13 protein-coding genes and 1 other RNA gene are annotated in these 14538 nt (G+C 60.4%); 6 read left to right on the forward strand and 8 right to left on the reverse strand.

What is annotated here, in order from left to right:
- The first annotated feature begins 44 nt into the window (after positions 1–44).
- The 3 genes from Q0864_RS09330 (at position 45) to Q0864_RS09340 (ending at position 4322) form a co-directional block, all read left to right on the forward strand.
- Positions 45–377 (forward strand): DUF2834 domain-containing protein, encoded by a 333-nt coding sequence (locus Q0864_RS09330; protein ID WP_298568430.1) that lies wholly within the window; start codon positions 45–47, stop codon positions 375–377.
- An 86-nt stretch (positions 378–463) separates the two neighbouring features.
- Positions 464–1729 carry a diaminopimelate decarboxylase gene (gene lysA / locus Q0864_RS09335; RefSeq protein WP_298568433.1) on the forward strand — a complete coding sequence of 422 codons (1266 nt, stop codon included), beginning with the start codon at positions 464–466 and terminating at the stop codon, positions 1727–1729.
- A 16-nt stretch (positions 1730–1745) separates the two neighbouring features.
- On the forward strand, positions 1746–4322 hold the full coding sequence (locus Q0864_RS09340; RefSeq protein WP_298568436.1) for a TIGR02302 family protein: 2577 nt from the start codon (positions 1746–1748) through the stop codon (positions 4320–4322).
- A gap of 22 nt (positions 4323–4344) precedes the next feature.
- On the opposite strand, the gene recR is transcribed toward Q0864_RS09340, so the two are convergent.
- From recR to Q0864_RS09375, 7 genes are all read right to left on the reverse strand, one after another.
- Positions 4345–4941, reverse strand: coding sequence for a recombination mediator RecR (gene recR / locus Q0864_RS09345; RefSeq protein WP_298568438.1), 597 nt, complete (start codon positions 4939–4941; stop codon positions 4345–4347).
- Between the two features lie 13 nt (positions 4942–4954).
- On the reverse strand, positions 4955–5299 hold the full coding sequence (locus Q0864_RS09350) for a YbaB/EbfC family nucleoid-associated protein (protein ID WP_298568441.1): 345 nt from the start codon (positions 5297–5299) through the stop codon (positions 4955–4957).
- A gap of 80 nt (positions 5300–5379) precedes the next feature.
- Positions 5380–7188, reverse strand: coding sequence for a DNA polymerase III subunit gamma/tau (locus Q0864_RS09355; protein WP_298568444.1), 1809 nt, complete (start codon positions 7186–7188; stop codon positions 5380–5382).
- An 82-nt stretch (positions 7189–7270) separates the two neighbouring features.
- Positions 7271–7648, reverse strand: coding sequence for a DUF202 domain-containing protein (locus Q0864_RS09360; RefSeq protein ID WP_248368829.1), 378 nt, complete (start codon positions 7646–7648; stop codon positions 7271–7273).
- A 74-nt stretch (positions 7649–7722) separates the two neighbouring features.
- A complete protein-coding gene (gene rsgA, locus Q0864_RS09365; RefSeq protein WP_248368827.1) occupies positions 7723–8751 on the reverse strand; it encodes a ribosome small subunit-dependent GTPase A in 1029 nt (342 codons plus the stop codon).
- A gap of 307 nt (positions 8752–9058) precedes the next feature.
- Positions 9059–9156, reverse strand: an RNA gene (ffs, locus tag Q0864_RS09370) — signal recognition particle sRNA small type.
- A gap of 37 nt (positions 9157–9193) precedes the next feature.
- Entirely contained in the window at positions 9194–11218 is a 2025-nt protein-coding gene (locus Q0864_RS09375) for a bifunctional 2',3'-cyclic-nucleotide 2'-phosphodiesterase/3'-nucleotidase (protein ID WP_363317615.1), read from the reverse strand.
- A 149-nt stretch (positions 11219–11367) separates the two neighbouring features.
- Between Q0864_RS09375 and nudC the strand changes: the two genes are divergently transcribed.
- Together nudC and Q0864_RS09385 are read left to right on the forward strand one after the other, a co-directional pair.
- On the forward strand, positions 11368–12333 hold the full coding sequence (gene nudC / locus Q0864_RS09380; protein WP_298568457.1) for an NAD(+) diphosphatase: 966 nt from the start codon (positions 11368–11370) through the stop codon (positions 12331–12333).
- Positions 12334–12381: 48 nt separating this feature from the next.
- Complete coding sequence (locus Q0864_RS09385; RefSeq protein WP_298568460.1) at positions 12382–12855, forward strand: SRPBCC family protein; 474 nt, start codon at positions 12382–12384, stop codon at positions 12853–12855.
- Between the two features lie 19 nt (positions 12856–12874).
- Here the strand turns inward: Q0864_RS09385 and Q0864_RS09390 are convergent, their stop codons facing one another.
- Positions 12875–13708 (reverse strand): prephenate dehydratase, encoded by an 834-nt coding sequence (locus Q0864_RS09390; RefSeq protein WP_298568462.1) that lies wholly within the window; start codon positions 13706–13708, stop codon positions 12875–12877.
- Positions 13709–13827: 119 nt separating this feature from the next.
- On the opposite strand from Q0864_RS09390, the gene Q0864_RS09395 reads away from it, so the two are divergent.
- A complete protein-coding gene (locus Q0864_RS09395; protein ID WP_298568465.1) occupies positions 13828–14358 on the forward strand; it encodes a cytochrome c family protein in 531 nt (176 codons plus the stop codon).
- Positions 14359–14538: the final 180 nt, after the last annotated feature.

Raw genomic sequence — 14538 nt, forward strand, 5'->3', positions numbered from 1 at the left:
CGCCCCGGCAGCGCTGAAGACACCGCCAACCAAGGCGCTGCGCAATGACAACCCGCCAGCCTCTGTCGCGCCTGCGCAAAACCTATCTTGCGCTGGCGGTGATCGGAGCGGTCGTGCCGGGTGCCTATTTCGCCGCTTGGTTTGCGCAAAACGGGCTATCGCTTGGCGACCTGTTTCAGGCTTGGCGCGCGAACCTTGCAACGCGGGGCGCCACGTTGGACCTCTTGCTGGCAGGCGTCACCCTGACCGTCTGGATCATCGCTGAAACCTCGGTGCGCCGAAACTGGTCGGCCCTTTGGGCGATCCCGGCCACCTTCCTCGTGGGGGTCAGTTGCGGCCTACCGCTCTATCTGTTTCTGCGCACGCGCCCCATCTGACAGGCCGAAGCAATCGCTTCGCAATTGCCAGATCGCGGCGCATCCTTTAGGGCAATGCCCAAGCGCAGACAGAAAGGGCACGCCCCGTGGACCATTTCCTTTACCGTGACGGCGTCTTGCACGCCGAAGACGTTTCGATCCAGGATATTGCCGCCAAGGTCGGCACGCCCTTCTATGTCTATTCGACCGCCACCCTGAAGCGTCATATCGGACTGTTCACCGAGGCGCTCGACTGGGCCGATCATCTGGTCTGCTTTGCCGTCAAATCGAACTCGAACCTCGCTGTTCTGAAGCTGTTGGGTGACATGGGGGCTGGCATGGATGTGGTTTCCGGCGGGGAATACCGCCGCGCATTGGCCGCAGGTGTGCCGGGCGACCGGATTGTCTTTTCCGGTGTTGGCAAAACCCGTGACGAAATGCGGCTGGCACTGACCCACGGCATCCGGCAGTTCAACTTGGAAAGCGAACCCGAAATGCGGGTTCTGTCCGAAGTCGCGTCAGAGATGGGTGTTGTTGCCCCCGTGACCGTGCGGATTAACCCGGACGTGGACGCAAAAACCCATGCCAAAATCTCGACCGGGAAGTCGGAAAACAAGTTCGGCATCCCGATCGCCCGCGCCCGCGAGGTCTATGCCGAGATCGCCACCCTGCCCGGCCTGAAAGCGGTCGGCATCGACGTGCATATCGGAAGCCAGCTGACCGAGCTGGAGCCGTTCCGCCAAGCTTACCAGAAGGTTGCGCAACTGACTGAAGCCCTGCGCTCAGACGGCCACGACATCACCCGACTTGATCTGGGCGGCGGGCTTGGCATTCCCTATGAACGGTCCAACACCGCGCCGCCGCTGCCCATCGAATACGGACAGGTGGTGCGCGAAACCGTAGGGCATCTGAACTGCGAGATCGAGATCGAACCGGGGCGACTGATCTCGGGGAATGCGGGCCTGATGGTGACCTCGGTCATCTATGTCAAGGAAGGCGAAGGGCAGGATTTTCTGATCGTTGACGCCGCCATGAACGACCTTGTGCGCCCGTCCATGTATGAGGCCCACCATGATATTATCCCGGTGATCGAGGCGACACCCGGTGACGAAAAAGCCCGCTATGATATCGTCGGTCCAATCTGCGAAACCGGCGACACTTTTGCCAAGGGCCGCGATCTGGACAGTCTTCAACCCGATGACCTGATCGCCTTCCGGTCGGCGGGCGCCTATGGGGCCGTTATGGCCTCGGAATACAATTCCCGCCCCCTGATCCCCGAGGTTTTGGTGATGGGTGATCAATTTGAAGTCATCCGTGCCCGTCCCACCTATGAACAGATGCTGGGACGCGATACCATCCCTGCATGGCTGTGAACCACGTGCGGGTCCGATGACCCGCCCCACCCTTCCTGACGAGGTGCAGTCGCATCTCAGATGGCCCTTGCGCGCGACAGGGGCGGGGATGGTTTTGGAACGCTTCTGGCAAGCCTTCTGGCCGCTCGCAACCATCCTGCTTGCTGCCTTTGCTATCTGGAGCTTTTGGAGCTTCGGACCGTCACCCGCCATGAAAGCGGTCATGTGGGGGGGCGGGGTTGCAGCCCTCGCCGCGCTGGTTTGGGGCGCGCGCAGGTTTTCATGGCCGGACCACGCCGCCAGAATTTCCAAATTGGACAACAGCCTGTCCGGCCACCCGATTTCTGCCCTGATGGACGAACAGGCCACAGGCCGCGACGACATGGCGTCACGCGCGCTGTGGCAGGCGCATTTGGCGCGCATGGCCTTGCGCCTGAAGGGTGTAAAGCCCGTTTCACCGGATATGCGGGTTGCCAAAAACGACCCGTTTTCGCTGCGCCTGATCGCTGCAACCGCGGCGGCGTTGGCGCTGCTGTTCACCCCTTGGGCAGACGGCTTGGACGCGACACGCGGACCTTCTGACACAACAGGACCTTTGGACGTGGCCAGTGCCAGTTGGGAAGGGTGGATCGAACCGCCCGCCTATACCGGACGGCCCAGCCTTTATCTTGCCGATCAACCGCCGGGGCCGCTGGCAGTTCCACAGGGAAGCCGATTGACGCTGCGGCTTTATGGCGATTTGGGTGAATTGTCTGTCGCGACAGACATCACGCAGGCACCGATCGCCGCGGACACGCAGCAAAGCTATACTTTTGACATCGCACAAAATGGCACGCTGACAATCGACGGACCTCAGGCATCCGCCTGGAAGATCACCGCCATCGGCGACACCCCGCCGACGGTCCGCATTGACGGAGAGTTGACGCGCCGCCTTGCCGGGGATTTCGCGCTGCCCTTCGTTGCCAGCGACGATTATGCCGTCACATCTGGCCGCGCCGAGGCAACTCTGGGCCTTGGTCGCATTGATCGTCGGCACGGACTGTCCATCGAACCCGAACCGCGCGACCCGCTGGTTGTTGACCTGCCACTGCCCTATCGGGGCGCGCGCACGCTGATTGAAGGCACGATCGAAGAGGTGCAGATTGAACACCCATGGGCTGGGCTGCCGGTCGATCTGCTGCTGGTTGCGCAAGATGGCGCTGAACAGACGGGCACCTCCGCGCCGCTTTCGATGATCCTGCCTGCGCGTCGTTTTCTGCATCCGGTCGCCAAAGCTCTGGTGGAACAACGCCGCGACCTGCTGTGGTCGCGCGACAACGCGCCCCGCGTGGCGCAGATATTGCGCACGGTGCTGAACCGACCTGATGAGCTTGACCTAGCAGAGGGCGCCTATCTGCGCCTGCGCGGTGCAATTCGGCGGCTCGAAGCTGGCATCGCATTTTCCGACCTGCCATCGGGCCTGCCCGAAGAACTGCGCAACGAGGTTGCCCAACTGCTTTGGGATGTCGCCGTCGAGCTGGAAAATGGTCGCCTTGCCGATGCATTGGCCCGGATGAAGCAGGCACAGGACCGGCTGGAACAAGCCATACGCGACGGCGCCAGCCAAGAGGAACTGGCCGAGCTGATGGACGAGGTGCGTGACGCGATGCGCGACTATATGGACCAGCTTGCTCAGAACCAGGAAAACGGCCCGCAATCCGACCAACCGCCACCTGAAAACGGGATCGAGATGAGCCAAGCCGATCTGGAAGCGATGATGGACCGGATCGAAGAACTGATGCGCGAGGGGCGCGAAGACGAAGCGATGCAGTTGCTCGACCAAATGCGCCAGATGATGGAAAACATGCAAATGGCGCAGAACGGTCAATCGGGCGAACCCGGCGACAGCGCCCGCGAGGGACTGCAGGAGACATTGCGCGAACAACAAGGTCTGTCAGATCAGGCGTTCCGCGACCTGCAAGAACAAGGCGGGCCAGCGCAAGCGGGTGAAGCTGAAGGCAACGAAGGCCGCGACGGTGGCCAGGGACGCGGCCAGAGCCATGATGGATCCGGCGGCGAAGACGGCCAGGACGGACAAGGAAACGGTCCCGAACAAGGCGACAGCGCCGGGCAAGGCGGTGATCTGACACAACAGCAACGTGAATTGCAGCGGCAGTTGCAAGAGCAGCGCCGCAACCTGCCCGGCGCGGGCGACGAGGCCGGTCAGGCCGCACGTGATGCACTGGACGACGCCGGTCGCGCCATGGGCGACGCCGCCGACGCTCTTGAACAAGGTGATCTGCCCGAGGCATTGGACCGTCAGGCAGATGCGATGGAGGCGCTGCGCGAGGGTATGCGCCAGTTTGATGAAGCAATGCAAAACCAACAGGCGCAGCGACAGGGTGAGCAGGGCAATAGCCCCGGCGAAGGCCGCCAGTCCAGCCAACGTGATCCCTTGGGACGAAACCCGGACGGCCAATCAGGCGCGGTTGCGTCAGACGGGCCGCTGGAGGATGGGGAGGACGTCTATCGACGCGCGCAAGAATTGATGGAAGAATTGCGCCGTCGGTCCGGTGATGGCGACCGTCCTGACCTTGAGCGCGACTACCTAAGGCGTCTTCTGGATCAGTTCTGATGGGCCACAGCTGGCAACACGTTCAATATCGTTTGCGCGCTGCCAAAGCGGCCGAAATGGTGCCTTCGTCCAGATAATCCAGCTCGCCCCCAATCGGGACACCCTGCGCCAAAGACGAAACGGTGCACCGCCCTTCAAGCTCTTCGGCGATGTAATGCGCGGTGGTCTGACCATCGACGGTGGCGTTCAGCGCCAAAATAACCTCGGTTACGCCTTCATCGATGACCCGCTGGATCAGACGCGGGATGCCAAGATCTTCGGGACCGATCGCATCCAGCGCCGACAAGGTGCCGCCCAGCACGTGATAGCGCCCTCTGAACAGGGCGGCCCGTTCCATCGCCCACAGGTCGGCCACATCTTCGACCACGCAAATCTCGCCCACAGCGCGCTTTTCCGACAGGCAGATATCGCAACGATCGGCGGTCGATACGTTGCCGCAGACCACACATTCGCGCGCCGTTTCGGCCACGGCGGCCATCGCGTCCGCCAATGGCGTCAGCACGAGCGCGCGCTTTCGGATCAGATACAGCACCGCCCGCCGGGCCGATCGTGGTCCAAGCCCCGGCAGCTTGGCCATCAGCTCGATCAGGTTCTCGATATCGCGAGGGGCTTCTGACATGCGGTGATCTGCCTTAGAACGGCAGGTTCATGTCCTTGGGCAGGCCAAGCTCTTCGGTCAGGCGCGACATCTCGCTTTCGCTACGCTCCTGCGCCTTGGCCTGCGCATCCTTGATCGCGGCCAGTATCAGGTCCTCGACCACTTCTTTTTCATCGGGATTAAAGATCGAGGGGTCAATATCCAGCCCCGTCAACACGCCCTTGGCGGTGGCGGTGGCCCGCACCAGACCTGCGCCGCTTTCACCGACCACGGTTATCGTGGACAGGCTTTCCTGCATATCCGACATTTTGGTCTGCATCTCTTGTGCGGCTTTCATCATCTTGGCCATATCGCCAAGACCACCCAGTCCTTTAAGCATGTCACGCTCCTCGATCTTGTGTGTTCAGTTCTAGATACGGTCGGGGCTATCGGCTTACAAGGCGCACCCGTGTGATTGCATCAACCTTCCTCAAAAGGATCCCATTCGTCTTCGACCTCGGGCAACGCCTCGGTCGCGGCCTCTTGGGCAAGATCTGCCTCAGTGCGAATTTCGGTGATGCGCGCGGTCGGGAAGGTCGCGATGACGGCCTGCACCAGCGGGTGTTCCACGGCTTTCTGCTCCAACGCGAGCTTTTCGCCATCCCGCGTCTCAGCGATCGTCGCCACGGCGCAGTCGTTCACCAACGTGACGCCCCAGCGCACGCCGGTCCAGCCTTGCAGCCGCTGTGCAAGCCGCGTCGCAAGGTCTGATGGTGCTTTGTCGGTGGGTGTGAATTCGATCCGACCCGGCGCATAGGCTGCCAAACGCACGCCGCTTTCGACCTCGACCAGCAGCTTCACATCGCGGTTTACACGGATCAGTTCGATCACGTCTTCAAAGCGCGCAAAACGCGCCAAAGACATCTCGGGGGCGAGCGCCACGGCCCTGGCTGTCGCGCCACCGCCTCCGGATGTGCCACCCGATGACGAAACGCCCGACTGCTGACCTATCGACCCACCCGCTTGGGGCGCCGCACCGCCCAACGACCCGCCAGACGGCGCGGACGGTGAAGACGGGGGTGGAGATGAGGACGGCGGCGGGGCCGGTGCATTCTGCAAGGTGCGCACAAGGTCTTCCGGCGACGGCAGGTCAGCCACATGGGTCAGGCGAATGATCGCCATTTCAGCCGCCATCATGGCATTGGGTGCATTGGCGACTTCTTCTATGGATTTCAAAAGCATTTGCCACATCCGCGACAAAACCCGCATCGGCAAGGCCTCGGCCATCGCTTGTCCGCGTGTGCGTTCGTCAGGGGAAACGGTCGGATCTTCGGCGGCCTCGGGGGTGATCCTGATCACGCTGATCCAGTGGGTCACCTCGGCTAGATCACGCAAGACCGCCATGGGGTCGGCCCCATCGGCATATTGCGCGCCCAACTCACTTAGCGCGCCAGCGGCTTCGCCTTTGGCTATCAAGTCGATCAGGTCGAGCACCCGCCCCCGGTCGGCAAGCCCCAACATGGCGCGCACCTGAATGGCAGTCGTTTCGCCCGCGCCATGGCTGATCGCCTGATCCAGCAGCGATTGCGCATCACGGGCCGAGCCTTCGGCGGCGCGCGTGATCAGCGCCAGCGCATCATCGGCGATTGCAGCCCCTTCCGCATCGGCAATCCGGCGCAGCATGGCCAGCATGTCCTCAGGTTCGATCCGGCGCAGGTCAAACCGCTGGCAGCGGCTCAGAACCGTGACAGGCACCTTGCGAATCTCGGTGGTCGCAAAAATGAACTTCACATGCTCGGGAGGTTCTTCCAGCGTCTTCAGAAGCGCGTTGAACGCGTTCTTGGACAGCATGTGAACCTCGTCGATGATATAGATCTTGTAACGCGCCGAGGCCGCCCGATAGTGCACGCTGTCAATGATCTCGCGGATATCATCGACACCGGTGCGCGAGGCCGCGTCCATCTCCATCACATCCACGTGGCGACCTTCGGCAATTGCCACGCAGTGTTCGCAAGTGCCGCAGGGCTCGACGGTTGGTCCGCCCGTGCCGTCCGGTCCGATGCAGTTCATACCCTTGGCGATGATCCGCGCCGTCGTGGTTTTGCCCACGCCGCGAATGCCCGTCATTACAAAGGCCTGCGCGATCCGATCGGCTTCGAACGCGTTCTTGAGCGTGCGCACCATCGCCTCTTGCCCGATCAGATCGGCGAACGTTTCTGGGCGGTATTTGCGCGCCAGAACCTGATATGGCCGGGCTGCTTGCGCCGTGTCGGGAGTGGTGTCGCTCATCGTCAACCTTTGTCGAGATTCGTCCAGTCACAGAAGACTAAAGCGGGGCGAGGCAGGGGTCCACCAAAGATGCGGTCGCTGGTCACAACGCCCACAAGATCCCCCCGACCCCAACCGTTGCCACAGTCATCAAAGCGGCAAGACGGGTGAAAGACTGTGTCGGTAACGCTTCTGCATCGTTTTCAGATAGCCGCGACAGAGTTTTGCAAGCCTGCCGCCGTGCCGCCCAATAGATCACGATCGCTGCCAGCAAGAACAAAGTCGCGACCAGCTTGGCCGCCCAGGTTGGATCAAACGCCCCAAACACGGCCTTTAACCCGATCGCAACACCCACCGCGCCAAGGCCGGTTCCCATCCACGCTGAAAACGTGCGCTCGTTGGCCATGATCGTTCGATCCTCGGCCCACCGCGTTCGGATTTCAGCTTTTTCCTCATCATCTTTTGCATCGTGACTGGCCATGTTCCGACCCTATCCTGTCAGTTACCTCAGTGCGACCTGATTTGCGGACGCGCGCCAAATGATATCCCCTTGGACTAACGTCCTTTGCGCTTTCCTGCGCCCTTGGTAACGCTCTTCACCATTTTCGAGAACTTTCGCTGTCGCGCGCGGCTTTCGGCCACCGTCTCGGTGTTCTTTGCATCACCGGCGCGCAATTTGCGCCAGCGTGCCAAACGGTCCAGATCAAGCTCTCCCGCGTCGATGGCCGCGCGTACGGCACACCCTGGCTCGGTTTCATGCGCACAGTCGGAAAACCGACATTGGGTTTCCAGCTCGGCCAGATCGTCAAAAACGCTGTCGATCCCCTCGCGGGTGTCCAAAAGACGTAACGCACGCATGCCGGGCATATCAATGATCCAACCGCCCTGCAGCATGGGACGCATACTGCGCGAGGTTGTGATATGGCGGCCCTTCGCGTCGTCTTCGCGGACGCCGCCGGTGTCGGCGTCGCCCCCAGTCAAGCCATTGGTTAGGGTTGTTTTGCCCACGCCGGACGACCCGATAAAGGCCGCCGTTTGCGGGGCTTTGCACCACGCCGCCACCGCTGCCGCACCGGATGGGTCGCGGGCGTTGACGGTCAGGATCGTCAGCATCGGGTCAAGGGTCTGTGCCTCGGCCTCGTATCGAAGGGGATCATCGCACAGGTCCGCTTTTGTCAGGACCAGAACAGGATAACATCCAGCCTCATGTGCCAGTGCCAAAAACCGTTCGATCCGGGCAATGTTGAAATCATCATTGCACGAGGTCACGATAAACAGCGTATCGACATTCGCCGCGATCAGCTGCGTATGTGCATCGGTCCCGGCGGCACGTCGTTGAAGCAGTGATTTTCGCTCCAAACATCGTTGTATGCGAAGCTCTGGGTCGGCCAAAACCCAATCGCCAACCGCCAATTCGCCGGCCACGATCTTGGGAGAGGTCAGGGTGACCTCGCCCGCCTCGCCCAGCGCATTCATGCGGCTGCGGTGAATGTCGGTGATCCGGTAAGGGGTCAAGTCGGCAGCGTCGTCGCGCTGCGCTTCGAAGAAAGGGGACCAACCAAGGTCCGTAAGTGTGTGTGTCATTGGTCTGCCTGTTTCAGCATGGCATTGCACCCCGCGCGCAAACGCGGCTTGGGGTGTGCGTGCTCAGGCAGAAATGGGTCAAACCCGTTTAGCAATTTCCTGCCCGAAGGGTGATGAGAACAGTCATGAAGTCCCTCCGTTTGTTGGCGGCCCGTGGTGGTTTCGGGCTTTTGGGCGGCTGTCCCTCTCGGCAAAACTCCGTTTCGCCTGTCGGGGTTTCAAATTCTGCGAATTTGAAACTGTTCTGTCCCTCTCGACAAAACTCCGTTTTGCCTGTCGGGGTTTCAAATTCTGCGAATTTGAAACTGGGTGAGAGGCTGAACACGACCCAAGCGGGGCTCGTTGTGGCTGCTTCCTTCCGGACCTGACCAGATTGGCGAGGTGCCTGCCCGCGCCAACCTCTCGCCTCTCATATATGAGGCACTCACAAGCGATGCAAGCCTCAGAGTTCCATCTCGTAATGTGCAAAACCTTTTGCGTCGCGCGCCGTCACGCAATCGATCGACAGCCAGGGGTATTTCTGGACGGCCGTCGCGGCGCGCGGCGAGGACTTGAACATGATGCTGGCCCCCGGCACATTCGCAAATCTCCAGATCGGTGCAGGGGACACCTCGATCACCTCGTTTCGTTCCACAAAAGCCTTCAGAACGTCGCGTATGGCAATCGGTGGCGTTGGCATGATCCGGTCGGCCGGCGCGACCGGAAAGCCACCACCGCCGCGCGCCCTGAAATCACTGGTCGCCAAAAGGAACTCGTCATCATCGTGCACGGCCTGAGCGTTATGACAAAGATCAATGATGCGACCAGCTGCCAGCCCAGACGCGGCCCCGGCGGGCGTGAACCGCGCGGGCTGTGACAGATCAACCTGATAGGTCAACCCGAACACCGCCTCGAGCAGATAGCCCGGTGTCGCATCTTCTTTCAGCGCGACTCGACGGTCGCCCGGAAGCACTTGGTTGTAGATGCTGACAGAGCGCTCCAGCCAATCTTTCAGATAGGCGCCAGTCGCGCGCACAAGGATCAACTCGTTCGGAAAGATATACAGATCTGATACCGACCGCAGCGTGATGTCGCCTGCTGGAACGTCGGAGTAATAATTCGCCCCCCCCAACCCGCCCGACTTGAACGGCGCGCTTGAGGCAAGAACGGGCAGCACCTCACCCGCCATATCTTGCTGAATCTGATGCGCGTAATCCGCCATCGCCACCTGCACAAGGCGCGTGGCATTGTCGGCCCCCACCAAGGCAAGATAGGTATCGAGATCTTCCAGACTGTGACCCACCCGCGTTCGCATGTGGCTGAGTGTCTTTTCATGTAAGCCATCCAGAAGGGTCGGCAAGTCTGGGGCAGATGCGGGTGTCGGTGGTGTGTGCGGTTTTCGCAGCGTTGACGGCGTCTTGACCACGCTGTTCGCCGGCGTTCGATCCGCCCCTGTCACGGCACGCAGATCGACCTTGGCCGAGCTTACCTGCCAGCGCCCGTCCTGATGGGTCAGGTCAAGATCAACGATTCCAAGATGGGACCCCCAGAACCCCGGCATCACCGTGGGTATGCCGTTCAGTCGCCCCTCGGTCGAATTCGGGCCATGGGCCGCGTGATCACCAGCCGGAAACACCTGATGGGTGTGACCGCCCACAATCGCATCAATCCCATCCAGTCGTGACAACGGCACAAGGGCGTTTTCCATGTTGGGAACATGCGTGCTGCCGCCCAGCCCTGAATGGGCAAGCACGATGACGATGTCGGCACCGTTCTGACGCATCAGCGGAACATAGGCGCGTGCTGTTTCGACGATATCGCGTGTCTCGGGCAGGTTATCTTGCCCACTGCCTTGTCGCAGCGATCCCGGAGGCAGCAGACCAAGCACTCCGATCCCAAGATCGCCCACCGCCCCGCCTGTGTCTGTGACCTTGCGGTGCAGGATCGTGAACGGGGGCATAAGTGTTGTGTCTTGGGTCGGACACGCGGCGCGCCTGAGAACTGAATTTGCAGACAGAACTGGAAAACTTGCCTGTCCGATCGCCCCCAGCAGCACATCGACCCCACGGTCGAAATCATGGTTGCCCAGATTTGCCGCGTCATAGTCCAGATGGTTCATCGCAGCAATCATTGGATGGGTGGCAACATCGATGGCAGGCGCATCGTCCAACCCGGCCCGCTCCAGCACAAGATCGCCCATCGCCGTCCCATGCAGAAAATCGCCATTATCCAGCAGGATCGAGTTGGGCACTTGCTGTCGGGCTGCGTGGATCAGACACGCGGTATTCGCCAATCCCCACTGGTCCACGCGATTGTCAGACAGGTAGTCGTAGGGGAGAATATGCATGTGCAGGTCTGTCGTCGCCATTACGCGCAACGTTGTGTGAGGGGGCACGGGCCTTGCGTCACGATTTCGAATGGATTTCAACGTCGACAAACCTTGTCTTCTGGAACAAATTCGGGGCCAACATGTTAGCCGCAACCTCACACTAGGCTTCTGACAACGGAAATGCCATCTGGGCGAGTGGGAAACAAACTGTTTTCTATCTTTGCGTGTTTTTTGAGGCGCAAAACTGGATGGTATTCGTCCGTGATCCTGCTAGCGTGCATCGGGCTTTGAACCGACGCGAGGGTCTGATGAAAATTGCCGAAGAGGTCACATTCGGGGCGGGTCTGCTGAACCGCTTGGCTGAAATCAGAGGCAACCAAGGCGCCATCGAAGATCGCATCAAGAAGGGTAGAATCCTTCCCCTCTGGCGCGGCAAACCGCTGCTCAGGCCCGATCTGGATGGCCGACAAAGCCTTGCGTTTCTGTCAGCCGACCATGCCGTTCTGCAAGACCGGTTGGACCGGTGCGTGTATCTTGGCGACACTGAAACCAGCCCCGTCTTTGCCGTAGACATCTCGGACCTGACACCAGAGGGCGAATTGCCCGGCGCAGATGAGTTTCTTGACCTCAGTTTGCAACATCTAACTGGCACGCCTGAAGATCACAGCTTTGGCGAGCTGCGCGGTGTGATGGCGCAACTCACTCAGCTTGAAGCCGAAATAGCGGCCACCGCACGAGGCATATTGGAGTGGCACCGCATTCACCGGTTCTGCGCCAATTGCGGCGAGATGAGCGATGTCATCATGAGCGGATGGCAGCGCCGCTGCAATAGCTGCGGTCGAATGCACTTTCCACGCACCGATCCTGTGGTAATCATGCTGATCACGCATGGCAATTCGGCTTTGATTGGGCGCAATGAAAACTGGCCGCCGCGCATGTATTCACTGCTTGCAGGCTTCATGGAGCCCGGCGAAACGATCGAAGCTGCCACCCGGCGTGAAGTGTTTGAAGAAACCGGTGTGCGTGTCGATCGGGTCGACTATCTGGCCTCGCAGCCCTGGCCCTATCCAGCGTCGTTGATGATCGGAACACGCGGGCTTGCGACCACGACCGATATCACTCTTGACCCCATCGAACTGGAAGGCGCCCTTTGGGTGTCGCGCGAAGACATGCTGGAGGTGTTTGCCGGCCGTCATCCGGACATTGCCGCAGCGCGAAAAGGTTCTATCGCGCATTTTCTTTTGACAAACTGGCTTGCGGACAGGCTGGATTAAGACCACATTCCTGCCCCAGAATATTGGGCAGACAGAGGGCCTTTCACAATGAAATTTGCGACACGCGAAGACATCGAAGCCACCATCGAACAGGCCTTTGAAGCGGTTTCGGACTTCGATGGGCTGGAGCGCGCGGCGCTGCGGCGGGGCGCCGAGGTAAGCCGAACCGATACGCTTAGCGTGCCGGGTGCCGGGATGCGTTGGCAGGCCAAGTTTCCCTATCGCAACCGTGACCGGATCGCGGATATGGAAATGATGACCTACGATGCGCCCAATGCGCTGGCAATGCTGTCCAAAGTGTCTGGTATGGAAGCGCTTGTCGAAATTGATTTCGTCGAATTGTCGCGCAACCGCACCCGGATGAATATGAGCATCGACATTCGTCCGAAAACAATACCAGCGCGCCTGTTGCTGCAATCCGCAAGACTGGCGCGGTCAAATCTGGCCCGGCGGTTCAAGCACCGTGTGGCGACCTATGCACGCACCATCGAAGGGCGCGTTCGTGCGCGGCAGGCTGGATAGCACTGGCCGTGCTCAGCGCTCAGTCGCGCGCGGGATCGCGTGGATACACACCGATAATATCCAGTGACGATGTGAAATAGTCCAACTCCTCCATCGCCAATTGCACGTTGCGGTCGTCCGGATGACCTTCGATATCGGCGTAAAACCGCGTGGCGCTGAACGATCCATCCACCATGTAGCTTTCCAGCTTGGTCATGTTCACACCGTTGGTCGCAAAGCCCCCCATCGCCTTGAACAGGGCCGCGGGAATGTTGCGCACTTCGAAGACAAACGTGGTGATCATTCCGTGATCCCCACGGCGGGTGTGGTCTGGCTCAGGCCCCATGATCACAAAGCGCGTGGTGTTGTGGCCGTGATCTTCGACATCTTCGGCCAACACGTCCAGGCCATAGATCTTGGCAGCCAGCGCAGAGGCCAGCACACCTTCTTCCGCGGCTTTCGAGCGCGCCAGATTGGCCGCGGCGCCAGCACTGTCGGCGGCAGAGACGCCGCGAATACCATGAAGTTTAAGGAATTCCGACGATTGCGGCAGCAAGACCAGATGGGCGCGCACGGTTTTGATGTCTTCAATCCTGGCCCCGGGCAGGCCGAGCAGGGAAATGCGCACGCGCACGAATGCCTCATCCAGAATGTGCAGCCCGCTTTCCGGCAACAGGCGGTGGATATCCGCCACGCGGCCATATGTGGTGTTTTCGATCGGCAACATGGCTTGCGCCGCAATCCCCGAGCGCACGGCTTCGATCACCTCTTCAAAGGAATCGCAAGGCATGGGGTCCATGTCAGGGCGTGCGGCAAGACAGGCTTCGTGTGAATAGGCGCCGGGTTCCCCCTGAAAGGCGATGCGGTTGGTCATTTCGCGGGTCCTTCCTGCAGTTTAGCGGTAAACCTCAAGCTGTGGCGCCTCATATCGCTTGAAACATGGCAATGGAAGCGGCTAGAAGGCTTTTGACTTTGGATGAGACGGATCGCGACATGTTCGACACAATGACAATGACGAAAGCCGGGGCCGCTGTTCTTGGCACCCTCCTGTTCTTCTTGCTGGGCTCTTGGGCAGCAGACAGCCTGTATTCGACAGAAGCCGGGGGCCATGGCGACGAAGGTCACGCGACCTCTGGTTACGTGATCGCCACCGCTGACGACGGCGAAGCCGAGGTGGAGGAAGAAGAAGCTGTTCCCTTCGCAGACCTGCTGGCCGCAGCCGACCCCGCCAAAGGCGAAAAGGTCTGGGGCAAATGCCGCGCTTGCCACAAGCTGGAAGACGGTGCCAACGGCACCGGCCCGCACTTGTTTGGTGTTGTTGACCGCCCGATCGGCGGTGTTGACGGCTTCAACTATTCGGACGCTCTGGCAGGGCTTGACGGAAACTGGGGTCCGGAAGAGCTGAACGCATGGCTGGCCGATCCGAAAGGCTATGCGCCGGGCAACAAGATGACCTACGCGGGTCTGAAAAAAGAAGAAGACCGCGCCAACCTGATTGCGTATCTGCAAACCATTGGCGGATAGACGCACCTGAAATACCAAGACAGGGCCGGTTCGCACAGCGGATCGGCCTTTTCTTTTGCGATATCACGCCTGTCAGGGCGGGTTCATGGGGTGATCACCAATTCGCGCCTTGAATGTTATCAGGCCCCGCCTTTAGCTTGGTGGCGAGCGATTTCTGCTTTTCCATCGGAGGCCCACCAT

The organism is uncultured Aliiroseovarius sp. (assembly GCF_947497285.1).
Lineage (GTDB): Bacteria > Pseudomonadota > Alphaproteobacteria > Rhodobacterales > Rhodobacteraceae > Aliiroseovarius.